23 protein-coding genes and 1 pseudogene are annotated in these 23,622 nt (G+C 72.4%); 19 read left to right on the forward strand and 5 right to left on the reverse strand.

Annotated features, from left to right (window positions below; translation table 11 throughout):
- Window position 1: 1 nt before the first annotated feature.
- The 8 genes from map to truA all read left to right on the forward strand — a co-directional run bounded on the left by map (window position 2) and on the right by truA (window position 5,405).
- Window positions 2-838, forward strand: a complete 837-nt coding sequence (gene map, locus EAO76_RS28050; RefSeq protein ID WP_148838712.1) for a type I methionyl aminopeptidase — start codon at window positions 2-4, stop codon at window positions 836-838.
- A 262-nt stretch (window positions 839-1,100) separates the two neighbouring features.
- Window positions 1,101-1,322, forward strand: coding sequence for a translation initiation factor IF-1 (gene infA / locus EAO76_RS28055; protein ID WP_003956442.1), 222 nt, complete (start codon window positions 1,101-1,103; stop codon window positions 1,320-1,322).
- Window positions 1,323-1,382: 60 nt separating this feature from the next.
- On the forward strand, window positions 1,383-1,496 hold the full coding sequence (gene rpmJ, locus EAO76_RS28060; RefSeq protein WP_003956441.1) for a 50S ribosomal protein L36: 114 nt from the start codon (window positions 1,383-1,385) through the stop codon (window positions 1,494-1,496).
- Window positions 1,497-1,690: 194 nt separating this feature from the next.
- On the forward strand, window positions 1,691-2,071 hold the full coding sequence (gene rpsM, locus EAO76_RS28065) for a 30S ribosomal protein S13 (protein ID WP_148838713.1): 381 nt from the start codon (window positions 1,691-1,693) through the stop codon (window positions 2,069-2,071).
- A 104-nt stretch (window positions 2,072-2,175) separates the two neighbouring features.
- A complete protein-coding gene (gene rpsK, locus EAO76_RS28070; RefSeq protein WP_125496499.1) occupies window positions 2,176-2,580 on the forward strand; it encodes a 30S ribosomal protein S11 in 405 nt (134 codons plus the stop codon).
- A 137-nt stretch (window positions 2,581-2,717) separates the two neighbouring features.
- Complete coding sequence (locus tag EAO76_RS28075; RefSeq protein ID WP_003966937.1) at window positions 2,718-3,740, forward strand: DNA-directed RNA polymerase subunit alpha; 1,023 nt, start codon at window positions 2,718-2,720, stop codon at window positions 3,738-3,740.
- 182 nt (window positions 3,741-3,922) lie between these two features.
- Complete coding sequence (gene rplQ / locus EAO76_RS28080; RefSeq protein WP_148838714.1) at window positions 3,923-4,426, forward strand: 50S ribosomal protein L17; 504 nt, start codon at window positions 3,923-3,925, stop codon at window positions 4,424-4,426.
- A 124-nt stretch (window positions 4,427-4,550) separates the two neighbouring features.
- Window positions 4,551-5,405 carry a tRNA pseudouridine(38-40) synthase TruA gene (gene truA / locus EAO76_RS28085; RefSeq protein WP_148838715.1) on the forward strand — a complete coding sequence of 285 codons (855 nt, stop codon included), beginning with the start codon at window positions 4,551-4,553 and terminating at the stop codon, window positions 5,403-5,405.
- Between the two features lie 7 nt (window positions 5,406-5,412).
- Here the strand turns inward: truA and EAO76_RS46685 are convergent, their stop codons facing one another.
- Window positions 5,413-7,350, reverse strand: coding sequence for a hypothetical protein (locus EAO76_RS46685; protein WP_262375799.1), 1,938 nt, complete (start codon window positions 7,348-7,350; stop codon window positions 5,413-5,415).
- Window positions 7,351-7,368: 18 nt separating this feature from the next.
- A complete protein-coding gene (locus EAO76_RS28095; RefSeq protein WP_148838716.1) occupies window positions 7,369-8,223 on the reverse strand; it encodes a hypothetical protein in 855 nt (284 codons plus the stop codon).
- 81 nt (window positions 8,224-8,304) lie between these two features.
- On the opposite strand from EAO76_RS28095, the gene EAO76_RS28100 reads away from it, so the two are divergent.
- The 4 genes from EAO76_RS28100 to glmM all read left to right on the forward strand — a co-directional run bounded on the left by EAO76_RS28100 (window position 8,305) and on the right by glmM (window position 12,800).
- Window positions 8,305-9,933 (forward strand): ATP-binding cassette domain-containing protein, encoded by a 1,629-nt coding sequence (locus tag EAO76_RS28100; protein WP_187438819.1) that lies wholly within the window; start codon window positions 8,305-8,307, stop codon window positions 9,931-9,933.
- Between the two features lie 261 nt (window positions 9,934-10,194).
- Window positions 10,195-10,638, forward strand: coding sequence for a 50S ribosomal protein L13 (gene rplM / locus EAO76_RS28105; protein ID WP_148838718.1), 444 nt, complete (start codon window positions 10,195-10,197; stop codon window positions 10,636-10,638).
- Window positions 10,639-10,682: 44 nt separating this feature from the next.
- Complete coding sequence (rpsI, locus tag EAO76_RS28110; RefSeq protein WP_148838719.1) at window positions 10,683-11,210, forward strand: 30S ribosomal protein S9; 528 nt, start codon at window positions 10,683-10,685, stop codon at window positions 11,208-11,210.
- Window positions 11,211-11,441: 231 nt separating this feature from the next.
- Window positions 11,442-12,800: a phosphoglucosamine mutase gene (gene glmM, locus EAO76_RS28115; RefSeq protein WP_148838720.1), complete on the forward strand. Its 1,359-nt coding sequence runs from the start codon at window positions 11,442-11,444 to the stop codon at window positions 12,798-12,800.
- A gap of 127 nt (window positions 12,801-12,927) precedes the next feature.
- Here the strand turns inward: glmM and EAO76_RS28120 are convergent, their stop codons facing one another.
- The 3 genes from EAO76_RS28120 to EAO76_RS28130 form a co-directional block, all read right to left on the reverse strand.
- Complete coding sequence (locus EAO76_RS28120) at window positions 12,928-13,899, reverse strand: DUF389 domain-containing protein (protein WP_148838721.1); 972 nt, start codon at window positions 13,897-13,899, stop codon at window positions 12,928-12,930.
- Window positions 13,900-14,013: 114 nt separating this feature from the next.
- A complete protein-coding gene (coaA, locus tag EAO76_RS28125; protein WP_148838722.1) occupies window positions 14,014-15,009 on the reverse strand; it encodes a type I pantothenate kinase in 996 nt (331 codons plus the stop codon).
- Window positions 15,010-15,077: 68 nt separating this feature from the next.
- The gene (locus EAO76_RS28130) at window positions 15,078-15,584 is read right to left on the reverse strand and encodes a hypothetical protein (RefSeq protein WP_148838723.1); all 507 of its coding nucleotides are present in this window, start codon (window positions 15,582-15,584) and stop codon (window positions 15,078-15,080) included.
- 515 nt (window positions 15,585-16,099) lie between these two features.
- Between EAO76_RS28130 and glmS the strand changes: the two genes are divergently transcribed.
- The 7 genes and pseudogenes from glmS (at window position 16,100) to tsaE (ending at window position 23,473) form a co-directional block, all read left to right on the forward strand.
- Window positions 16,100-17,947 carry a glutamine--fructose-6-phosphate transaminase (isomerizing) gene (gene glmS / locus EAO76_RS28135; RefSeq protein WP_148838724.1) on the forward strand — a complete coding sequence of 616 codons (1,848 nt, stop codon included), beginning with the start codon at window positions 16,100-16,102 and terminating at the stop codon, window positions 17,945-17,947.
- Between the two features lie 20 nt (window positions 17,948-17,967).
- Window positions 17,968-18,336, forward strand: a complete 369-nt coding sequence (locus EAO76_RS28140) for a holo-ACP synthase (protein WP_148838725.1) — start codon at window positions 17,968-17,970, stop codon at window positions 18,334-18,336.
- A gap of 4 nt (window positions 18,337-18,340) precedes the next feature.
- Complete coding sequence (locus tag EAO76_RS28145; RefSeq protein WP_148838726.1) at window positions 18,341-19,843, forward strand: NAD(P)H-hydrate dehydratase; 1,503 nt, start codon at window positions 18,341-18,343, stop codon at window positions 19,841-19,843.
- A 60-nt stretch (window positions 19,844-19,903) separates the two neighbouring features.
- Window positions 19,904-20,290 carry a DUF488 domain-containing protein gene (locus EAO76_RS28150; protein WP_148838727.1) on the forward strand — a complete coding sequence of 129 codons (387 nt, stop codon included), beginning with the start codon at window positions 19,904-19,906 and terminating at the stop codon, window positions 20,288-20,290.
- Window positions 20,291-20,396: 106 nt separating this feature from the next.
- On the forward strand, window positions 20,397-21,551 hold the full coding sequence (alr, locus tag EAO76_RS28155; RefSeq protein ID WP_148838728.1) for an alanine racemase: 1,155 nt from the start codon (window positions 20,397-20,399) through the stop codon (window positions 21,549-21,551).
- Between the two features lie 108 nt (window positions 21,552-21,659).
- Window positions 21,660-22,974, forward strand: a pseudogene (locus EAO76_RS28160) (alpha/beta fold hydrolase); the annotation flags it as partial.
- A complete protein-coding gene (gene tsaE, locus EAO76_RS28165) occupies window positions 22,943-23,473 on the forward strand; it encodes a tRNA (adenosine(37)-N6)-threonylcarbamoyltransferase complex ATPase subunit type 1 TsaE (RefSeq protein ID WP_148838730.1) in 531 nt (176 codons plus the stop codon). The pseudogene EAO76_RS28160 and the gene tsaE, both read left to right, overlap by 32 nt.
- Window positions 23,474-23,622 lie beyond the last annotated feature (149 nt).

Consider the following 23,622-nt stretch of genomic DNA (forward strand, 5'->3'; position numbering starts at 1 on the left):
AATGGTGCAGATCAAGACCCCCGAGCAGATCGCGAAGATGCGCGAGGCGGGGCTGGTGGTCGCTGCCATTCACGCGGCCACCCGTGAGGCGGCGGTGCCCGGTGCCACCACGCGCGACCTGGACCAGGTCGCCCGCAAGGTGATCGCCGACCACGGTGCCAAGTCGAACTTCCTCGGGTACGGCGGTTTCCCCGCGACGATCTGCACCTCGGTCAACGAGGTCGTCGTCCACGGCATCCCGGACGACAAGACCGTCCTCAAGGACGGCGACATCATCTCCATCGACGCCGGCGCCATCGTCGACGGCTGGCACGGCGACGCCGCGTACACCGCCTTCGTCGGCACCGGTCATGCCCCGGAACTGGTCGAGCTGTCCAGGGTCACCGAGGAATCGATGTGGGCCGGCATCGCCGCGATGAAGGTGAACAACCGGCTCGTGGACATCTCGAAGGCGATCGAGTCCTACATCCGCCGCCAGCCCCGCCCCGCCACCGGCAAGTACGGGATCATCGAGGACTACGGCGGCCACGGCATCGGCACCGAGATGCACATGGACCCGCACCTGCTGAACTACGTCGCCCGCAAGCGCGGCAAGGGCATCAAGCTCGTCCCCGGCGTCTGCCTGGCCATCGAGCCGATGGTCTCGCTCGGTACCGCGCAGACCGAGGTGCTCCAGGACGACTGGACGGTCATCACGACGGACGGCACCTGGTCCTCCCACTGGGAGCACTCGATCGCCCTCACCGAGCAGGGCCCCCTGGTCCTGACCGCCCCCGACTGCGGCCGGGCGAAGCTGGCGCAGTACGGCATCGAGGCGGCCCCGGACCCCCTCGGCTGAACCGGCCCGCCCGGTCGGACCGGCCCGGTACCGGCGGTGGGGCCTGCGGGAAGCGTGTGAGTCGAGTGCCCGCCGAGGAGCGCGGGGTGGATTTGACCCGCTTGCGAAGGTCTAAGGATCTCCTCGGCTGGGCAAACTTGACGGATTCGTCTTTTGAGGTTCGCTGACGTAGACTGACTCGTCGGCTCTCGTGCATCAGTGTGTCCACATTCCACATGCGATGGCGGAAGTCGATCAAGGTAGCCGATTCGAAAGGCGAAGCGTGGCCAAGAAGCAAGGTGCCATCGAAATTGAGGGCACCGTGATCGAGTCCCTCCCGAACGCCATGTTCAAGGTGGAACTCCAGAACGGTCACAAGGTCCTCGCGCACATCAGCGGCAAGATGCGGATGCACTACATCCGAATCCTTCCGGATGACCGGGTCGTCGTGGAGCTCTCCCCGTACGACCTGACGCGTGGCCGGATCGTCTACCGCTACAAGTAGATCTTGCCTGCACCCCGCCTCGGCGCGGTGATGGCACTGACCCGGAGAACCTGACATCCCATGAAGGTCAAGCCGAGCGTCAAGAAGATCTGCGACAAGTGCAAGGTGATCCGCCGTCACGGCCGGGTCATGGTCATCTGCGACAACCTGCGCCACAAGCAGCGCCAGGGCTGACGCACGACCCCCTGCATCTCGCAGCACTTCGCGCGACGCACGTAACACCGTACATACGCAGAGTCCGTCCAAGCTTCGGCTGACGACACCTCCGGCGGGGGCCGGGGACCCGGACGTACCACCTCTCCCAGAAGGGGTCGGCGGTCGGGAGCGGCACTGCGGAAGACCCCCGACATGACAACTGGAGCCATTGCATGGCACGCGTTTCAGGTGTTGACATCCCGCGCGAAAAGCGCGTGGAGGTCGCCCTCACCTACGTCTTCGGCATCGGGCGCACCCGGTCCAAGGAGATCCTCGCCGCCACCGACGTGAACCCGAACACCCGCGTTCGCGACCTGGCCGAAGAGGACCTGGTCAAGATCCGCGAGTACGTGGACGCCAACCTCCGCACCGAGGGTGACCTCCGCCGCGAGATCCAGGCCGACATCCGCCGCAAGGTCGAGATCGGCTGCTACCAGGGTCTGCGTCACCGCCGTGGCCTGCCGGTCCACGGTCAGCGCACCAGCACGAACGCTCGTACCCGCAAGGGCCCGCGTCGCGCGATCGCCGGCAAGAAGAAGCCGGGCAAGAAGTAGTCCTCAGCGGACGCACTGCGGACGTCCGGACCACCGGAACCCGCAGCAACCAGCGGTCTTCGCTGTAGGACCGATCACCTCCCCTCTCCATCTGGAGTCAAGACATGCCCCCCAAGGGTCGTCAGGGCGCTACCAAGAAGGTGCGTCGCAAGGAAAAGAAGAACGTCGCTCACGGCCACGCGCACATCAAGAGCACGTTCAACAACACGATCGTCTCGATCACGGACCCCTCGGGCAACGTGATCTCCTGGGCCTCCGCCGGCCACGTCGGCTTCAAGGGCTCGCGCAAGTCCACCCCCTTCGCCGCGCAGATGGCCGCCGAGTCGGCCGCCCGCCGCGCGCAGGAGCACGGCATGCGCAAGGTCGACGTCTTCGTGAAGGGTCCGGGCTCCGGCCGCGAGACCGCGATCCGTTCGCTCCAGGCCACCGGCCTGGAGGTCGGCTCGATCCAGGACGTCACCCCGACGCCGCACAACGGCTGCCGTCCGCCGAAGCGCCGTCGCGTCTGATCCGTCACGGTCGGTGACGACCGTGCGTCAGTGACGCCGATCCGGGCGGTATGTCCCTTCCGGGGGCATGCCGCCCGTATCCTTGTTTCATCTGTCGGGCATCAAATAGTGGGTGCCCACGACTGAAGGATCTCAACATGCTTATCGCTCAGCGTCCGTCGCTGACCGAAGAGGTCGTTGACGAGTTCCGCTCCCGGTTCGTCATCGAGCCGCTGGAGCCGGGCTTCGGCTACACCCTCGGCAACTCGCTCCGCCGTACGCTCCTCTCCTCGATCCCCGGTGCCGCCGTCACCAGCATCCGGATCGACGGTGTCCTGCACGAGTTCACCACCGTGCCGGGCGTCAAGGAGGACGTCACCGACCTCATCCTCAACATCAAGCAGCTGGTCGTCTCCTCGGAGCACGACGAGCCGGTCGTGATGTACCTGCGCAAGCAGGGCCCCGGCCTGGTCACCGCTGCCGACATCGCCCCGCCGGCCGGTGTCGAGGTCCACAACCCGGACCTGGTCCTGGCCACGCTCAACGGCAAGGGCAAGCTGGAGATGGAGCTGACCGTCGAGCGCGGTCGCGGCTACGTCTCCGCCGTCCAGAACAAGCAGGTGGGCCAGGAGATCGGCCGCATCCCGGTCGACTCCATCTACTCGCCGGTGCTCAAGGTCACCTACAAGGTCGAGGCGACCCGTGTCGAGCAGCGCACCGACTTCGACAAGCTGATCGTCGACGTCGAGACCAAGCAGGCCATGCGTCCGCGCGACGCCATGGCCTCGGCCGGCAAGACCCTGGTCGAGCTGTTCGGCCTGGCGCGCGAGCTCAACATCGACGCCGAGGGCATCGACATGGGCCCGTCCCCGACGGACGCCGCGCTCGCCGCCGACCTGGCGCTGCCGATCGAGGAGCTGGAGCTCACGGTCCGCTCCTACAACTGCCTCAAGCGCGAGGGCATCCACTCCGTGGGTGAGCTCGTCGCCCGCTCCGAGGCCGACCTGCTCGACATCCGCAACTTCGGTGCGAAGTCGATCGACGAGGTCAAGGCGAAGCTGGCCGGCATGGGCCTGGCGCTCAAGGACAGCCCGCCCGGATTCGACCCGACCGCCGCCGCCGACGCCTTCGGCGCCGACGACGACGCGGACGCCGGTTTCGTCGAGACCGAGCAGTACTGATCCACCCCCGATCGGGGCGCACGGTTTCGCCGGGCGCCCCGGCCGGGCGAGGGCTTCTGCCCCCGATCGCCGGACGGGCCCGCTCCCGTCCGGCGAACTTCTGATCTTCCGGGTGGCGACCGCCGCCCGGGAACTGACACCGGTACCTGGTACGGCCGGTGCAGCACACAAGGAGAAACACCATGCCGAAGCCCACCAAGGGTGCCCGTCTGGGCGGCAGCGCCGCGCACGAGAAGCTTCTTCTCAACAACCTCGCGAAGTCGCTGTTCGAGCACGGCCGCATCACCACGACCGAGGCCAAGGCCCGCCGCCTGCGTCCGGTCGCCGAGCGCTTCATCACCAAGGCGAAGAAGGGCGACATCCACAACCGTCGCCTGGTGCTGCAGTCGATCACGGACAAGGGCGTCGTCCACACGCTCTTCACCGAGATCGCCCCGCGGTACGAGAACCGCCCCGGTGGTTACACCCGCATCACCAAGATCGGCAACCGTCGCGGCGACAACGCCCCGATGGCCGTCATCGAGCTGGTCGAGGCGCTGACCGTGGCGCAGCAGGCCACCGGTGAGGCCGAGGCCGCCACCAAGCGTGCGGTCAAGGAGGACGCCCTCAAGAAGGACGCCGCCGAGACCGAGGCCGTCGAGGACGCCAAGCCGGCCGACGCCGACGCCGAGTCCAAGGACGCCTGAGCGTTCCGGGATCGCTGAGCGTTCCGGGATCGCCGGACGGGCCCGCATCACCCTTCGGGGCGGTGCGGGCCCGTTCCGTATGCACCTGATGTACCTGCACGCACCGGTAGTAAAGGACCCTGGGGTGAGTGACGAAGTGGAGCCCGGCTCCGTACGGCTGCGGCTGGACCTGGCGTACGACGGCAAGGACTTCTCGGGCTGGGCCAAGCAGACCGGGCGGCGGACCGTCCAGGGAGAGATCGAGGACGCGCTGCGGACCGTGACCCGGTCGGCGCGGACGTACGACCTGACGGTCGCCGGCCGTACCGACGCCGGGGTGCACGCCCGGGGCCAGGTCGCCCATGTCGACCTGCCGGTCGAGGTGTGGGAGGAGCACGGGGACAAGCTGCTGCGGCGGATGGCCGGGCGGATGGCGCCCGATGTGCGGATCTGGCGGATCGCACCGGCGGCCGACGGGTTCAACGCCCGCTTCTCGGCGCTGTGGCGGCGGTACGCGTACCGGGTCTGCGACCGGACCGGCGGGGTGGATCCCCTGTTGCGGGGTCATGTGCTCTGGCACGACCGGCCGTTGGACGTCGACGCGATGAACCGGGCGGCCGCCCGGATGACGGGGGAGCACGACTTCGCCGCGTACTGCAAGAAGCGCGAGGGCGCGACGACCATCCGCACGCTGCAGAAGCTGAGTTGGGTGCGGGACGGGGCGAGCGGCATCCTGACGGCGACGGTCCAGGCCGACGCGTTCTGCCACAACATGGTCCGGGCACTGATCGGCGCGGCGCTCTTCGTCGGCGACGGGCGCCGCCCGGCCGAGTGGCCCGCGCAGGTGCTCGCGGCCGGGGTGCGGGACCCCGGGGTGCACGTGGTGCGTCCGCACGGGCTGACGCTGGAGGAAGTCGCCTATCCCGCCGACGAGTTGCTGGCCGACCGGGCCGCGCAGGCGCGCAACGTGCGCACCCTGCCCGGGGCGGGCTGCTGCTGAGGGACGGTCAGACCGCCCCCGGTCCGGGCGGGTTCACCCGGGCCGGAGGTTCGTCCGGGGCGACGGCGGCCGCGTCGTGGGTCCTTCGCCACCGCCAGGCCCGTACCAGCCGGACCGCCAGGTACAGGGCCACCAGCGCGGCCGCCGTCCCGCGCACCGGACGGACCTCCGGGGGCGACCAGCCGAGCACGGCGGCGGCCGTGAACAGCAGCAGGCCCAGGACGCGCAGCAGCCACCAGCCCGCCCCGCGCGGCTCCCGGGAGCCGGGGGGTGCCGGATGGGCGCCGTCCGGTGTGATCAGCGTGGAGCGCACCCCGGCCAGCAGGCCGCGGCGGGCGAGGACCCGGGCGCCGGGGAGGGTGCCGAGGACCTCGGGGCGGTCGCCGAAGCCCGGCGGGAGCGGGGGCAGGGACAACGCGGCCAGCAGGTCCGCCTGGTGGCGGGACGGGTTGCCGGTGGAGCGCAGTACGTGCGCCAGCGGGCGGGGGTCGTCGAGGGCGAAGGTGTGGGACAGGGCCTCGGCCGTGGCGGTGACCGCGGTGTGGTCGGGGGCCGGGGCGGCGGCGTCCCACTCGTGGGTGGCCAGGGGGCGGCCCTTGAGGAACAGGGTGAATCCGCAGCGCTCGGGCGTGCGGCGCAGCACCAGCGTGGGCCACTTCTCGCCGGTGGTGAAGTTGTCGGCCGCCGTGGTCAGCGGGTCCTCGGTGGACAGCAGCGAGCGCTTGGCGGGCCGGGCGTCGGCGACGGCCTCGACGTAGGTGTGGGTGTCGGTGGCCGGGGCGGTGCGCAGCGAGACGCCGCAGACCAGCGCCGCCTGGGCCACGTCCGCCGGGCGGGCCGCCGCGATCGCGACCGCGCAGGGCGCCCCCGGTACCCACTCGGGGACGGGGCCGGGGGCGGAGGGCGCGGGGCGGCCGAAGAACGGGGTCCGCGCCGCCAGATGGACCCGGACGCCCGAGCGGGTGTCCAGGAACTCCTGGCGCGGGTCGTCGCCGAGGTACGCCCAGGGATACCTGGTCGCGTGGGCGCCGATGGAGCGGAAGGCTTCGAGCGCCTCCTCCCAGCGCTCCGCGCGCAGCAGCATCAGGACGAGGCAGTTGCGGAAGCCGGCCGCCTCCGGGCTGCCCGGCCCGTACGCGGCGGAGAGGTCCAGGGCACGGGCGACCGCCGCGTCGACGCGGTGCGCGTGCGGGTCGGGGCCGTCGTCGGGCGGCCCGGACGACAGGACCGCGTACTCCAGCGCCGCGAACAGCGGCAGCGCGTGCAGTTTCGAACCGGGCGGGGCGGTGTCGGCGGCGCCCTCGGCGAAGCCGAACATCTCCTCGTGCGAGCCGTGCCACTTCGCGCACAGGTACTGCAGGGCCGCGGCGTGGCACCCGTAGTGGTGCGGGTCGCGGGTCCGGGCCCGGTCCCAGTAGTCGTCGAAGACCGGACGGGGGGCCTGGCTGCCCACCGCGTGGGTCAGGGCGATGCGCCACGGTACGGGGTCGGCGGGGTTGAGCTCCGCGGCCCGGCCGATCACCGGGACGGCGTCCTCCAGGAGTGCGAAGAAGGCCCGGAACTGGTCGCGCGAGACCTGGTCGGCGCGGTCCGCGGTGCGGATCTCCCACGCCCGGTCGATCCGCAGGGCCGCGTCGACCAGGGCCGCGTCCGGGTCGTCGGGGAGTTCGGCCTGCCAGGCGTCCAGCCAGCCCGGGTTGTGCAGGGCGGCCGAGGCGAGGCGGGAGACGTAGCCGTCCCTCAGCTCCCACTGGGTGTGCTCGCGGGTCGCGGCGAGCAGGGCGCGGGCGGGGCCGTGGTCGCCCTGGGCGGCCGAGGTCAGGGCGGCGCGCAGCGCGGGGTCCGGGGCGTCGACGACGACCGCCTCGTCCGGCGGCAGGTCGGCGCCGACGGCGGCGCTGTGGCGCAGTACCCGGGGGAGGGTGAGGAGGAACGGAAGGCGCACGTGGGTTCCCCGGTCGCGTCAGCCGGTGGCCGCGGTCGCCGCCGCCGACGCCTGGAGCTCGCCGCGGCGGTGGATCTGGCGGAACGTGAAGTTCGTCAGGTCGTTGCCGGTGGTGTAGACGTTCTTGTCGGCGGTGGTGACGCTCTTGCCGTTGGTGAACCCGCTGATGGCGAAGTAGGCGTAGCGGCCGTAGGAGTTGGCGGTGCGGCGGCAGACGGAGCCGGCCGGGCAGAAGGAGGGCACTCCCGCGCCGCTCAGGGTGGCGATGCTGCCGCTCGCCTGCCGGGCCGCCTTCTTGGCCCGTTCCTCGGTCTCGAAGACCGCGACCCCGATGGTGGCGGCGATCCCGTCCTTGCTGTACGTCACCCGGATCACCTGCTGGCAGCCGTTGTTCACGAGGACCGAGCCGAGCGCGCCCTTGGTGGTGGCGGCGCAGTTCTTGGTCTGCTGGGTCGCGCCCTTGACGTAGACGCGGTCACCCATCGTCAGCTTCTTGCCGGGGAAGAAGGCGTCGGCGGTGATCGGCGCCCGGTCCTTCTTCCCGCTGGATATGTAGTCCTTCGGGTTCGGCGGGGGCGGTGGTGCCACCGAGGAGAAGGACGGTTCGGGTTCGGCGGTCTCGGTCGGCAGGTCGGACGGCGCGGGCAGTTCGCTCGCGTGCTTGCCGGACCCGGCGGAGCGGTTGTTCTCGTCGGTCGAGATCACCGCCGTGGCCACGATCGCGCCGACCGCCGCGGTGGCGAGTACCCCGCCGCCGATCAACAGCCATTTCTTGCGCCGGTTGCGTGCTGCCGAGGCGTCGGCCAGCGCTGCCCAGTCAGGGGTCCGTGCGTCCCCGGGCCCCCAGGAGGGCCCCCCATGCCCAAAGCTCATGCGGCGCATCCTAATGTGCCCCCCGGTCACGGCGGCGAACGGAGCGTAAACCGGTTGGGCGGGGCTTCGCGGACCGTGACAATGCTGTGCATGGGACATCTTGAAGCGGGCCACCTGGAGTACTACCTACCGGATGGGCGGGTACTGCTCGGTGATGCCTCGTTCCGGGTCGCGGACGGGGCGGTGGTCGCCCTCGTGGGGGCCAACGGCGCCGGGAAGACGACCCTGCTGCGGCTGCTCTCCGGGGAGATCCAGCCGCACGGCGGCACCGTCTCGGTGAGCGGCGGGCTCGGGGTGATGCCGCAGTTCGTGGGCTCGGTGCGGGACGAGCGCACGGTCCGGGACCTGCTCGTCTCGGTCTCCCAGCCCCGCATCCGGGAGGCGGCCCTGGCGGTCGACCGGGCCGAGGAGCTGATCCTCACGGTCGACGACGAGGCCGCGCAGATGAAGTACGCGCAGGCCCTGAGCGACTGGGCGGAGGCCCGCGGGTACGAGGCCGAGACCGTCTGGGACATGTGCACCACGGCCGCGCTCGGCGTCCCGTACGAGAAGGCGCAGTGGCGCGAGGTGCGCACCCTGTCCGGCGGCGAGCAGAAGCGGCTGGTGCTGGAGGCGCTGCTGCGCGGGCCCGACGAGGTGCTGCTGCTCGACGAGCCGGACAACTACCTCGACGTGCCGGGCAAGCGGTGGCTGGAGGAGCGGCTGAAGGAGACCCGCAAGACGGTCCTGTTCGTCTCCCACGACCGCGAGCTGCTGGCCCGCGCCGCCGAGAAGATCGTCAGTGTGGAGCCCAGCCCGGCGGGCAGCGACGTGTGGGTGCACGGTGGCGGCTTCGACACGTACCACCAGGCGCGCAAGGACCGGTTCGCCCGGTTCGAGGAGCTGCTGCGGCGCTGGGAGGAGGAGCACGCCCGGCTGAAGGCGCTGGTCCTCCGGCTCCGGCAGCAGGCGGCGAACAGCCCCGACATGGCGTCCCGCTACCGGGCGATGCAGACCCGCTTCAAGAAGTTCGAGGACGCGGGCCCGCCGCCGGAGCCGCCGCGCGAGCAGGACATCAGGATGCGGCTGCGCGGCGGCCGGACCGGGGTGCGGGCGTTGACCTGCGAGAACCTTGAGCTGACCGGGCTGATGAAGCCGTTCGACCTGGAGGTCTTCTACGGGGAGCGGGTCGCCGTCCTCGGTTCGAACGGCTCCGGCAAGTCGCACTTCCTGCGTCTTCTGGCGGGCGAGCCGGTGGCGCACACGGGGCAGTGGAAGCTCGGGGCGCGGGTCGTGCCCGGACACTTCGCGCAGACCCACGCCCACCCGGAGCTGCTGGGGCACACGCTCGTCGAGATCCTGTGGACCGAGCACGCCAGGGACCGCGGCGGCGCGATGTCCGTGCTGCGCCGCTACGAGCTGGAGCGCCAGGGCGACCAGCCCTTCGAGAAGCTGTCCGGCGGCCAGCAGGCCCGTTTCCAGATCCTGCTCCTGGAGCTGGCCGGCACGACCGCGCTGCTGCTCGACGAGCCCACGGACAACCTCGACCTGGAGTCGGCCGAGGCGCTCCAGGACGGTCTTGAGGTGTACGAGGGGACGGTGCTGGCCGTCACGCACGACCGCTGGTTCGCGAAGTCCTTCGACCGCTATCTGGTCTTCGGCTCCGACGGGGTCGTGCGCGAGACGCGGGAGCCGGTGTGGGACGAGCGCCGGGTGGAGCGGGCGCGGTAGGGCTTCCGGGAGCGGTGGGGCCGGGGCGGCCGGCCCCGGCGCCGCGTTTTGACCCGCCCGGGGCGGGACGGGTAATGTCGACTGCTGTTATGCGTATGGGCTGCGTGTTCTCACGCGAAGAGCCCTTGCGCAAGTTCTCTGGAGCAGTTACCAGTGGCTCGCATACGGGTGTGTTCCCGGCACTGTGGGCCCCAGCTGCATGATCGCTTCAGAGGTGTCGTGTGTATGGACCCCATCCACTGAAGAAGCGAAGGCTACGAAGTGCGTACGTACAGCCCCAAGCCCGGCGATGTCACTCGCCAGTGGCACATCATCGACGCTCAGGACATCGTCCTGGGTCGTCTGGCCACCACGGCTGCGAACCTTCTCCGCGGTAAGCACAAGGCGATCTACGCCCCCCACATGGACATGGGCGACTTCGTCATCATCATCAACGCCGACAAGGTTCACCTGTCCGGCAACAAGAAGACCCAGAAGATGGCGTACCGCCACTCCGGGTTCCCGGGTGGTCTGCGCTCCGTCCGTTACGACGAGCTGCTGGCCAAGAGCCCCGAGAAGGCCGTCGAGAAGGCCATCAAGGGCATGATCCCCAAGAACAGCCTGGGCCGCCAGATGCTCTCGAAGCTCAAGGTCTACGCGGGCGACCAGCACCCGCACGCTGCTCAGCAGCCGGTCCCGTTCGAGATCACCCAGGTCGCGCAGTAGTTCCGGCCTCCCCCTAAGACCAAAAGAAAGATCTGAGGAGAATCGTGGCCGAGACCACTGTTGAGAACCCCGTCGAGGGCACCGAGGGCGAAGAGGTCTTCGCCGAGGTCACCACCTTCGAGTCCGAGGTTCCCGTCGAGGGCGAGTACACCAGCGAGTCGCTGGCGTCCCGCTTCGGCGACCCGCAGCCCGCCGCCGGCCTTGGCCGTCGGAAGAACGCCATCGCCCGCGTCCGGATCGTTCCGGGCACCGGCAAGTGGAAGATCAACGGTCGCACCCTTGAGGACTACTTCCCCAACAAGGTGCACCAGCAGGAAGTCAACGAGCCCTTCAAGGTGCTCGAGCTCGATGACCGCTACGACGTCATCGCCCGCATCTCGGGTGGCGGCGTCTCGGGTCAGGCCGGTGCCCTGCGCCTCGGCGTGGCCCGTGCGCTGAACGAGGCCGACGTGGACAACAACCGTCCCACGCTGAAGAAGGCCGGCTTCCTCTCCCGCGACGACCGTGCGGTCGAGCGCAAGAAGGCCGGCCTCAAGAAGGCCCGTAAGGCCCCGCAGTACAGCAAGCGCTAAACCGCCTGCTCATCTGCTTTACACGCACGCCCCGGCGGCACACCTCGTGCTGCCGGGGCGTTCGTTTATCGACACCTCCGGGCGTATAACGGCATAAGACGTTCATAGTCTTGTTTGCGTGACGTTGTGTTGCTCGGCGTTCGATGCGTGGCGTTGTGCGCATTGTGTCGTTGTGTTGCATTGCTTTGGTCGGTTTGGTTTGCGGTTTCGGAGCATCTTCGGAGGACACCAGTGGGACGACTCTTCGGCACGGACGGCGTGCGCGGTGTCGCCAATGCGGATCTGACGGCGGAGCTGGCGCTCGGCCTCTCGGTGGCCGCGGCGCACGTGCTCACCGAGGGGAGCGCCGCCGACGGCGCCCGGCCGACGGCCGTGGTGGGCCGTGACCCACGCGCCTCCGGGGAATTCCTGGAGGCCGCGGTCGTGGCCGGTCTCGCCAGCGCGGGCGTGGACGTCCTGCGGGTCGGTGTGCTGCCCACCCCCGCGGTGGCGTACCTCACCGGCGCGCTGGGGGCCGACCTCGGCGTGATGCTCTCGGCGAGCCACAACTCCATGCCGGACAACGGTGTCAAGTTCATCGCCCGCGGCGGTCACAAGCTCTCCGACGAGCTGGAGGACCGGATCGAGTCGCTCTACGAGCAGCACCGCACCGGTGAGCCGTGGGCGCGCCCGACCGGTGCCGGCGTGGGACGCGTCACCGAGTACACGGAGGGCTTCGACCGTTACGTGGCCCACCTCGTCGCGGTCCTGCCGAACCGGCTCGACGGGCTGAAGGTGGTGCTCGACGAGGCGCACGGGGCCGCCGCCCGCGTCTCGCCGGAGGCCTTCGCCCGGGCCGGCGCCGAGGTGATCACGATCGGTGCCGACCCGACCGGCCTGAACATCAACGACGGCTGCGGTTCCACCCATCTGGAGCCGCTGAAGGCCGCCGTCGTCGAGCACGGCGCCGACTTCGGCATCGCGCACGACGGCGACGCCGACCGCTGCCTGGCGGTGGACGCCTCCGGCGAGGAGGTCGACGGCGACCAGATCCTCTCCGTCCTGGCCCTCGCCATGCGCGAGGCCGGGCAGCTGCGCAAGGACACCGTGGTCGGCACGGTCATGTCCAACCTCGGCTTCAAGATCGCTATGGAGCGGGAGGGCATCCGGCTCGTCCAGACCGCCGTCGGCGACCGCTACGTGCTGGAGTCGATGAAGGCCGAGGGCTACGCGCTGGGCGGCGAGCAGTCCGGCCACGTCATCGTCCTGGACCACGCCACCACCGGCGACGGCACGCTGACCGGCCTGCTGCTGGCGGCCCGGGTCGCCGCCACCGGCCGTACGCTCGCCGACCTGGCCGGGGTCATGCAGCGGCTGCCGCAGCTGCTGATCAACGTTCCCGACGTGGACAAGTCCCGGGTCGGGACCTCCCCGGAGATCGCCGAGGCGGTCGCCGCGGCCGAGCGCGAGCTGGGCTCCACCGGGCGCGTGCTGCTGCGCCAGTCGGGCACCGAGCCGCTGGTGCGGGTCATGGTCGAGGCGGCCGACATCGAGCAGGCGCGGGCCATCGCCGAGCGGCTGGCCGACGTGGTGAAGTCCGCGCTCGGCTGACCGCCGCCGCACGGATCGGGGCCGTCCCGAGATTCCCGACCGCCGGGGGATCACGGGACGGCCTTTTCCGTCCCCCCGCCCGCGGGCCTCCCTGCCCGCCGACCCCCGCTCCGGCGGCGGGATTCCCTCAGTCCTGCCCGCCGGTCCTCCGGCCCGGGGCGCCGGGCTTCCCGCTCCGGCGGTGGTGCGCCGCCCACAGGACCCGCTGGACCAGCAGCGTCAGGGTGCCCGCGACCACGATCCCGCCGAGGTTGGCCATCAGCTGGGCCGTGGAGCCCCACATCTGGCCGTAGTCGCTGTAGCTGAACGCCACCGCCGCGTTGGCCGCGGCCGGCACGGTCGTCACCGAGATGGCAACCCCGATCAGCGCCCCCGACTTCGCCGAGGTCAGCGAGAGCGTCCCGGCGATCCCGGCCAGGAACGCCACCACGAACGACATCGCGTCCGGCTTCCAGATGAACGCCGTGTTGGGGCGCTCGCCCTCGATCATCGAGCGGGCGAACAGCCCGAAGGAGTCCATCAGCCAGGCGAACCCGGCCGTCAGCACCATCGCGACGGCGAAGCCGCCGACCAGCGCGTACAGGGACCGCAGCGCCAGCCGGGGCGCGCGCTGCACCAGGGCCGTGGAGATCCCGGCCAGCGGACCGAACTCCGGGCCGACCGCCATCGCGCCCACGATCAGAATCGCGTTGTCGAGCATCACACCGCAGGCGGCGAGCATCGTCGCGACCGCGAGGAACGCCACGTACGTGACGCTGAACGTCGACTCCTCGTGGGTCGCCTCCGTCAGCTCCTCCCACAGCACCGCGTCCGCGCCCTCGCCCGGGGCGGCCTCCTCGGCCCGGTCGGCGTGCGCGGAGAGCGTCAGGTCCATGTTCTCGACGGTGATCGAACCGGACTCGTCGATGCCCAGCCCGCGCAGCGCGGAGATCAGCCCGTCGCCCGCCTCGCGGGCCACGTCGCACAGGACCAGGTCGCCGGCGGGGTCGCGGGCGGCCCCCGCCACCACCACGAGGTGCGTCGTGCCGACGGTGTTCTCCACCAGGCGGAGCACCTCGTCCGTGCGGCCGGCGGGGACGATCAGACGCAGGTGCAGCACGCGGGCACTCCCGGGGCGAGGACGGCGAGGACGGCGAGGACGGCGAGGACGGCGAGGACGGCGAGGACGGCGGGGAAGCTGGGGACGGCGGGGCTCAGGGCCTGCGCGGGGACGTCAGAGCTTGCGCAGGGACAGCCGCTGGACCTTGTGGTCCGGGCCCTTGCGCAGCACCAGGGTGGCACGGCCCCGGGTGGGCGCGACGTTCTCCACCAGATTCGGCTTGTTGATGGTCCGCCACATCGTCGCCGCGTACTCCATGGCCTCCTCCTCGGAGACCTGGGTGTACTTGCGGAAGTACGAGGACGGGTCCTGGAACGCGGTGTCGCGCAGCTTGCGGAAGCGGTTGAGGTACCAGGTCTCGATGTCCTCGGTGCGCGCGTCCACGTACACGCTGAAGTCGAAGTAGTCGGCGAGCCCGACCCTGGTCCGGCCGTCCTTGCCGGGCATCGCGGGCTGGAGGACGTTGAGCCCCTCGACGATCAGGATGTCGGGGCGGCGCACGCTGAGCCGCTCGTCCGGGACGATGTCGTAGATCAGGTGCGAGTAGACGGGCGCCGTCACCTCGTCCTTGCCGGCCTTGATGTCGGCGACGAAACGGGTCAGGGCCCGCCGGTCGTACGACTCGGGGAAGCCCTTGCGGGACATCAGACCGCGGGCCCGCAGCTCCTTCATCGGCAGCAGGAAGCCGTCGGTGGTCACCAGCTCGACGCGCGGGTGCTCGGGCCAGCGGGCCAGCAGGGCCTGGAGGATGCGCGCGGTGGTGGACTTGCCGACCGCGACGCTGCCCGCGACGCCTATGACGAACGGGGTGCCGCGCTGCTCGCCGTGGCCGTTCCCGGCGTCCCCGAGGAAGGTGTTCAGCGCGCCGCGCAGGCCCGAGGTGGCCTGGACGTAGAGGTTGAGGAGCCGGGAGAGCGGCAGGTAGACGTCCCGTACCTCGTCCAGGTCGATGACGTCCCCGAGGCCGCGCAGCCGCTCGACCTCGTCGGCGCTCAGCGGCAGCGGGGTCTTGTCGCGCAGGGCGCTCCATTCGGCGCGGGACAGATCGACGTACGGCGTCGCCGCGGGTTCGGCGCGTCGGTGGGTGCTCCGTGGCGGCGAAGTGATCACGGGTTCATTGTCGCGGGAGTTCCGACGGAGTGGGGGGTGGGCTCGGTCACGTGGGGTACGGGTGGCGCCTACGGCCGGTCCACCTTTTCGAGCACGCAGAGGACCCCGCTGTCGGGGTCGCCGACGTAGGTCCACAGGACGGGGGAGCCGCGGTGGCCCCTGGCCTCCAGGAAGCCGCTGACGTCCTCGGCGGCGTACCCGGGGGCGAAGTCGAGGGTGACCCCGGTCGCGCCGTCCCGGTACGAGCCGTCGTCGGAGTCCCACGTCCCGGTGCCGCTCATCCTGGACGGGAGGTCGAAGCCGGAGTGGGTGCCCTCGTCGAAGTCCGCGTAGTCGCCGCAGGCCTCCGTGGTGCTGAAGGTGCCGTCCGCGGCGAGGACGAGGATCCCGCCGCGGTCGTCCTGCCAGGTGCCCGCCAGCTCGCTCGCGGTCAGCGCGAGCGGGGACCCGTCCGGCGGCGGGGCCGCGTTCACGGCGCGCAGGGTGAGGAGCAGGGCGACCAGGACCAGGGGGACGAGGACCACGAGGACCGCCCCGATGGACAGCCCCAGCAGGATGCCGCCCCAGATCGGCATCCGGAGCCTCGGCGGGGGCGGTACGGGCCAGGGACCCCGCGGCGGACGTCCCGACGGTGCCGCCGGTTCTCCGGTGCCGGACATGCGCTCCACCCCCCGGTGCTCGGCCGGCGGGCGTCCGCGACGACCGTCGGCGACGCAATGATGCACCCGGGGGCGCCGGCCGCCGACGGCGGGGCCCGGTGCCGCGTCGCGACGGCCCGGCCCCGGGCCCGTTCCGGCCGGGACCCGGCGGGGCCCGACATCCTCCCGTACCTGCCGGGCGTCCGGTGCGGACGGGCACCGGACGCCCCGGTGCCGCGCCGCCGGCTCGGACGGGCACCGACCGCGCCGCGCCGTCGGCTCGCGGACCGCCGGGCGCGGGACGAGGGACGCCTCCAGGGCCCGTTCCCGCCGTTCCTTCCGCACCGGACGCCCCAGTGCCGCGCCGCCGTCCTCCCTGCCGCCCCGTGCGCCTTCTGCGACGATGCGGAGAGGAGGGGGGTTCGGCCGTGAATGGGCATGAAGGGAACGGTATGTGCGGAATCGTCGGTTACGTCGGTGGGCAGTCGGCGCAGGACGTCGTCGTGGCGGGCCTCAAGCGCCTCGAATACCGGGGCTACGACTCGGCGGGCATCGCCGTCCTCGCGGACGGCGGTCTGGCCGCGACGAAGCGGGCCGGAAAGCTCGTCAACCTGGAGAAGGCACTGGTCGAGGCGCCGCTCCCGGCCGGGAACACGGGCATCGGGCACACCCGCTGGGCCACCCACGGCGCGCCCACCGACGCCAACGCCCACCCGCACCTGGACAACGCGGGACGCGTCGCCGTCGTGCACAACGGGATCATCGAGAACTTCGCCGCCCTGCGCGCCGAACTCGCCGACCGCGGCCACGACCTGGCCTCCGAGACCGACACCGAGGTCGTCGCCCACCTGCTGGCCGAGGCGTTCTCCTCCTGCGCGGACCCGGCGGAGGCGATGCGGCAGGTCTGCCGCCGGCTGGAGGGCGCGTTCACCCTCGTGGCCGTGCACGCCGACGCGCCCGAGGTGGTCGTCGGGGCCCGGCGCAACTCGCCGCTCGTGGTGGGGGTGGGGGAGGACGAGGCGTTCCTGGCCTCCGACGTGGCCGCGTTCATCGCGCACACCCGCTCCGCGATCGAACTGGGCCAGGACCAGGTGGTGGAACTGCGCCGGGAGGGCGTCACCGTCACCGACTTCGACGGGCGCCCCGCCGAGGTCCGCAAGTACCACGTGGACTGGGACGTCTCCGCCGCCGAGAAGGGCGGCCACGACTCCTTCATGCTCAAGGAGATCGCCGAGCAGCCCGGGGCCGTCGCCGACACGCTGCTCGGGAGGATCGACGGCGAGGGCTCGCTCCGCCTCGACGAGGTGCGCATCCCGCCGCACGAGCTGCGGGAGGTCGACAAGGTCGTCGTCGTCGCCTGCGGCACCGCGTTCCACGCCGGGATGATCGCCAAGTACGCCATCGAGCACTGGACCCGCGTCCCCTGCGAGACCGAGCTGGCCAGCGAGTTCCGCTACCGCGACCCGATCCTCGACCACCGCACCCTGGTCGTCGCGATCTCCCAGTCCGGCGAGACGATGGACACCCTGATGGCCGTGCGGCACGCCCGCGAACAGGGCGCGAAGGTCCTGGCCATCTGCAACACCAACGGCTCCACGATCCCCCGGGAGTCCGACGCCGTGCTCTACACGCACGCCGGACCCGAGGTCGCCGTCGCCTCCACCAAGGCGTTCCTCACCCAGTTGGTCGCCTGCTACCTCGTCGCCCTGTACCTCGGACAGGTCCGCGGCACGAAGTGGGGCGACGAGATCCGCACCGTCGTCCGCCAGCTCTCCGAGATCCCCGGGGCGGTCGAACGGGTCCTGGAGACCATGGAGCCGGTGCGCGAACTCGCCCGCTCCCTCGCCGCCCACGACACGGTGCTCTTCCTCGGCCGCCACGTCGGCTACCCGGTGGCCCTGGAGGGCGCGTTGAAGCTCAAGGAACTGGCGTACATGCACGCCGAGGGCTTCGCCGCGGGCGAGCTCAAGCACGGGCCGATCGCGCTCGTCGAGGCCGGGCTGCCGGTCGTGGTGGTGGTGCCCCCGCCGCGCGACCGGTCGGTGCTGCACGACAAGATCGTGTCGAACATCCAGGAGATCCGGGCCCGCGGCGCCCGCACCGTCGTCATCGCCGAGGAGGGCGACGAGGCGGTCGTCCCGTACGCCGACCACCTGATCCGGATCCCCGTTGCGCCTACGCTGCTTCAGCCGCTGGTGTCCACCGTGCCGTTGCAGGTCTTCGCCTGCGAACTGGCCCGGGCCCGCGGCAACGACGTGGACCAGCCGCGCAATCTGGCGAAGTCCGTGACCGTGGAGTAGCGAGGGATGAGGGGACGCCCGTGATCATCGGGGTCGGGATCGACGTGGCCGAGATCGAACGGTTCGACGCGGCGCTGCGGCGCACACCGCAGATGGCCGAACGGCTCTTCGTCGAGAGCGAGTTGCTGCTGCCCAGTGGCGACCGGCGGGGCATCGCCTCGCTCGCCGCCCGGTTCGCCGCGAAGGAGGCCCTGGCGAAGGCGCTCGGCGCGCCGGGCGGACTGCTCTGGACGGACGCCGAAGTGTACGTCGAGGACAGCGGCCGGCCCCGGCTGCGGGTGAGCGGCACGGTCGCCGCCCGCGCGGCCGAACTGGGCGTGCGGCACTGGCACGTCTCGCTCAGCCACGACGCGGGAGTGGCGTCGGCCGTGGTGATCGCGGAGGGTTGAGCACATGCGTACCGCGTACAGCGTCGAGACCGTACGGGCCGCCGAGCGGGCCCTGATGGCCCGCCTCCCCGAGGGCGCCCTGATGCAACGTGCCGCCGCCGGGCTCGCGGCGGCCTGCGCCGACGTGCTGCGCGGGCGCGGCCGGGTGTACGGGGCCCGGATCGTCCTCCTGGTGGGCAGCGGCGACAACGGGGGCGACGCGCTGTACGCGGGCGCCCGGCTGGCCCGCCGGGGCGCGGGCGTGCGCGCCGTGCTCACCGCACCGGGCCGCGCCCACGCGGGCGGACTCGCCGCGCTGCTCGCGGCCGGCGGACGGGTGACGGACGGACCGGCGGACACGGCGGGGGACGGGCCGTCGGACGCGGCCGCGGACGTGGTGGCGGACGCCTGGGGCGGGCACGTCGACCTCGTCGTGGACGGCGTCACCGGCATCGGCGGACGCGGCGGGCTGCGCCCGGGGGCCGCCGCGCTCGTGCGGGCCTTCGCGGCGACCGGCGCGCCCCTGCTCGCCGTCGACCTGCCCAGCGGGGTCGAGGCCGACACCGGCGAGGTGCTCGGCGACGCGGTGCGCGCCGACGCCACCGTCACCTTCGGCACGTACAAGCCGGGCCTGCTCGTCGACCCCGCCGCCGAACTCGCGGGCGCGCTGCGCCTCGTGGACATCGGGCTCGGTCCGGAACTGCCCGCGGTGCCCGACCTGGAGGCGCTCCAGTACGCGGACGTCGCCGCGCTGCTGCCGGTGCCCGGCGGCGGGAGCGACAAGTACCGGCGCGGGGTCGTCGGCGTCGTCGCGGGGTCCGCCCGCTACCCCGGGGCGGCGGTGCTGGCCGTCTCCGGGGCGCTGCGCGGCGGCGCGGGAGCCGTGCGGTACGTCGGTCCGGGCGCCGACGCGGTGATCGCGTGCCATCCGGAGACGCTGGTGCACACGGGACCGCCGTCGAAGGCGGGCCGGGTCCAGGCGTGGGTCGTGGGGCCCGGCCTCGGCGACGGTGCGGAGGCCGCCGGGGCGGTGGACGACGTACTGGCCACCGAGGTGCCGGTGCTCGTCGACGCGGACGGGCTGCGGCTGCTCGACGCCGCCGCCGTGCGCGCCCGCACCGCGCCGACCGTCCTCACCCCGCACGCCGGGGAGGCCGCCGCGCTGCTGGGCGTGGCGCGCGAGGAGGTCGAGGCGGGGCGGCTCGCCGCAGTGCGCGAACTGGCCGCCCGCCACCGCGCCACGGTCCTGCTCAAGGGCTCCACGACGCTGGTCGCCGCCGGCACCGGGGACGCCCCGGTGCGGGTCAATCCGACCGGTACCGCCTGGCTGGCCACGGCCGGCAGCGGCGACGTCCTCTCCGGCCTGATCGGCTCCCTGCTGGCCGCGGGCCTGGCCCCGCGCGACGCCGCGTCGGTCGGCGCCCATCTGCACGGACTGGCCGCCCGGCTCGCCGCCGACGGTGCCCCCGTCGCCGCGCAGGACGTCGCGGAGGCGATCCCGGCGGCGTGGCGGGACGTGGGGGCCTGAGCGATCCTGGGCGCAGGCGGACACCGACCGGACCGAAGGACGCCGACAGGAGGACCGACCGTGGGCAGCAGCGACGAGGTGCGCGTACGCCGGGTGTACGAGCCGAAGGAGGCCGGGGACGGCACCCGCGTCCTGGTCGATCGGCTCTGGCCGCGCGGCGAGTCCAAGGAGAGGGCGGCGATCGACAGGTGGCTCAAGGACATCACCCCGTCCGATGAGCTCCGTGCCTGGTACCACGAGGACCGCACCGCCATCCGCTACGACGAGTTCGTCGACCGCTACCGCGCCGAACTGGCCGACCCCGTCCACACGGCGGCCGTCCGGGAGCTGGTCGAACTGGTCCGGGAGGGCGGCCCGGTGACCCTGGTCACAGCGGTCAAGGACGTGCCGCACAGTCATGTCCCGGTCATCGTCGACCACCTGGAGCACGAACTGCGCAGGCGTTGAGAGCCGGTCGGGGGCCGTCCGGCGGGTCCTGGGGCGCCCCGCGCCCGGCGGGCACCCGGCCCGCCGCCCCGGTACCCCGCCGTAGAGCTCTGAGAGACTGGGCGCGATGAACGAGACAGCGTCCTTGAGAGCCCGTGCCGAGATCGACCTCGCCGCATTGCGTGCCAATGTGCGCGAACTGCGCGCACGGGCGGCGGGCGCGCAACTCATGGCCGTCGTCAAGTCCGACGCCTACGGGCACGGGGCGGTGCCCTGCGCCCGCGCCGCGCTGGAGGCCGGGGCGACCTGGCTGGGCACCGCCACGCCGCAGGAGGCGCTCGCCCTGCGGGCCGCCGGACTCGGCGGCCGGGTGATGTGCTGGCTGTGGACCCCGGGCGGCCCCTGGCGCGAGGCGATCGAGGCCGACATCGACGTGTCGGTGAGCGGGATGTGGGCCCTGCGCGAGGTCCTCGCCGCGGCCGGGGAGGCGGGCGCGCCGGCCCGGGTCCAGCTCAAGGCCGACACCGGCCTCGGACGCAACGGCTGCCAGCCCGCCGACTGGCCGGAACTGGTCGCCGCCGCCCGCGCCGCCGAGGCCGCGGGCAGCATCCGGATCACCGGCCTGTGGTCCCACTTCGCCTGCGCCGACGAGCCCGGCCACCCCTCCATCGCCGCCCAGCTGACCGCGTTCCGGGACATGGTGGCGTACGCGGAGAAGGAGGGCGTCGACCCCGAGGTGCGCCACATGGCCAACTCCCCGGCGACGCTGACGCTCCCCGAGGCGCACTTCGACCTGGTGCGGACCGGGATCGCGATGTACGGCATCTCGCCCAGCCCCGAGCTGGGCACCCCGGCCGACTTCGGGCTGCGCCCCGTCATGACGCTCGCCGCCTCGATCGCCCTGGTCAAGCGGGTGCCGGCCGGGCACGGGATCAGCTACGGCCACCACTACACCACCACCGCCGAGACCACCCTGGGCCTGGTGCCGGTCGGCTACGCGGACGGCATCCCGCGCCACGCCTCCGGCCGCGGCCCGGTCCTGGTCGGCGGCGTCACCCGGCGGATCGCGGGCCGGGTCGCGATGGACCAGTTCGTCGTCGACCTGGGCGGGGACGAGGTCGGGGTGGGCAGCGAGGCGGTGCTCTTCGGCCCGGGGGACCGGGGCGAGCCCACCGCCGAGGACTGGGCGCGGGCCGCCGACACTATCGCGTACGAGATCGTCACCCGGATCGGTACCCGCGTGCCGCGCGTGCACCTGAACGCGACCCCCGCCGAGTCCTGACCGAACGTGCACACCTGACCGGGCACGATTGACCGGGCACGGTCCGAGTCACGGCCGGAACGGGCCGGTCCCGACCTGACGGATACGACCGACGAGGAGCGCGGCACGGTGAGCGAGATCGGTGCGGGGGACGCGGTGACGACGGCCGCCACGGCGGCCGGCTGGCGCCGGGCGGGCATCGCCGGAGCGGCCATAGGCGTGCTCGCGGCGGGCGCGGCGGCCGGTGTCGCGGTCGAACGGCTCACCGTCGGCCGGGGCATGCGCCGCAGGGCCAGGCTGACGCTGGACGCCACGGGCCCGTACGGCTCGCTGCGCGGGATGCCGGGCCGGGCCACGGCCGACGACGGCACCGAGCTGTACTACGAGGTCGACGAGGTCGAGCCGGACGGCGGCACGGCGGACGCCCCGGCCGACGACGACGCCACGGGCACCGGAACGCGCCGCCGCAGGCTCTTCGGCCGCAAGGCCCCCGCGCCCGTCACCGTGATCTTCAGCCACGGCTACTGCCTCGGGCAGGACTCCTGGCACTTCCAGCGGGCGGCGCTGCGCGGACTGGTCCGCACCGTCCACTGGGACCAGCGCAGCCACGGCCGCTCCGAGCGGGGCCGGTCCCAGGCCCAGGGGGTGCCGGTCGGCATCGACCGGCTCGGCCGCGATCTGATGGCCGTGATCGAGGCGGCGGCCCCGGAGGGGCGGCTGGTGCTCGTCGGGCACTCGATGGGCGGCATGACGATGATGGCGCTGGCCGACCAGTACCCCGCACTGATCCGGGACCGGGTCGCCGCCGTCGCGTTCGTCGGCACGTCGAGCGGGAAGCTGGGCGAGGTCAGCTTCGGGCTGCCGGTCGCGGGCGTGAACGCGGTGCGGCGGGTGCTGCCCGGGGTGCTCAGGGCGCTCGGCTCCCAGGCCGAACTGGTGGAGCGGGGCAGGCGGGCGACCGCCGACCTCTTCGCGGGGCTGATCAAGCGGTACTCGTTCGGTTCGCGGGACGTCGACCCGTCGGTCGCGCGGTTCGCCGAGCGGCTCATCGAGTCCACCCCGATCGACGTGGTCGCCGAGTTCTACCCGGCCTTCACCGAACACGACAAGAGCGCCGCGCTGCCCGCCTTCCGGGACGTCCCGGTGCTGATCCTGGCGGGCGACAAGGACCTGGTGACGCCCGCCTCGCACAGCGAGGCCATCGCGGACCGGCTCCCGGACGCGGAGCTGGTGATCGTGCCGGACGCCGGCCACCTGGTGATGCTGGAGCACCCCGAGACGGTCACGGACCGGCTGGCGGACCTGCTGGCCCGGGTCGGCGCGGTGCCGGCGGCGAAGCCGCGGGGCCGGTGACCGGGCGGCGCGTTCCGCCCGCCGCGTCGCCACCGCCCGATCCTCTAACGTTGGCGGGCATGGAAGCACCGCACAACAGCCCTGCGGCCGAGACCGTCGGGAACGCCGCGCCGGACGGCGTCACCGTGAGCCTCCCCGTCGAGTCCCCCGAACAGATGCAGGCCCTGGGGCGCCGGATCGCCGGCATCCTGCGCCCCGGCGACCTCGTGATGCTCACCGGCGAGCTCGGCGCAGGGAAGACGACGCTGACCCGGGGGCTCGGCGAGGGCCTCGGCGTGCGCGGCGCGGTCACCTCTCCCACCTTCGTGATCGCCCGCGTCCACCCGTCGCTGACCGGCGGCCCGGCGCTGGTCCACGTCGACGCGTACCGCCTGGGCGGCGGGCTCGACGAGATGGAGGACCTGGACCTCGACGTGTCGCTGCCGGAGTCGGTGGTGGTCGTGGAGTGGGGCGAGGGCAAGGTCGAGGAGCTGTCGGACGACCGGCTCCACGTGGTGATCGACCGCGCGGTCGGCGACACGGACGACGAGCGGCGCGAGGTGACGCTGATCGGCATCGGCGCGCGCTGGGCGGGGCTGCGCGAGTTCTAGGACGTTCCCGGCCGACCGGGACTTTCGGAACGCGCCCCGACGGCCCCGGGCACCGGGCGGGCCCGAGGGGCGGGAACCCGCCCTCGGCACGTCATCCTTTCCGACAGTCTGTCGGCAAATTGTTGCGCGGGGCGGTGCGGGCGTGGTCA

The organism is Streptomyces sp. sk2.1 (assembly GCF_008120935.1).
In the GTDB taxonomy this organism is placed as follows: Bacteria; Actinomycetota; Actinomycetes; order Streptomycetales; family Streptomycetaceae; genus Streptomyces.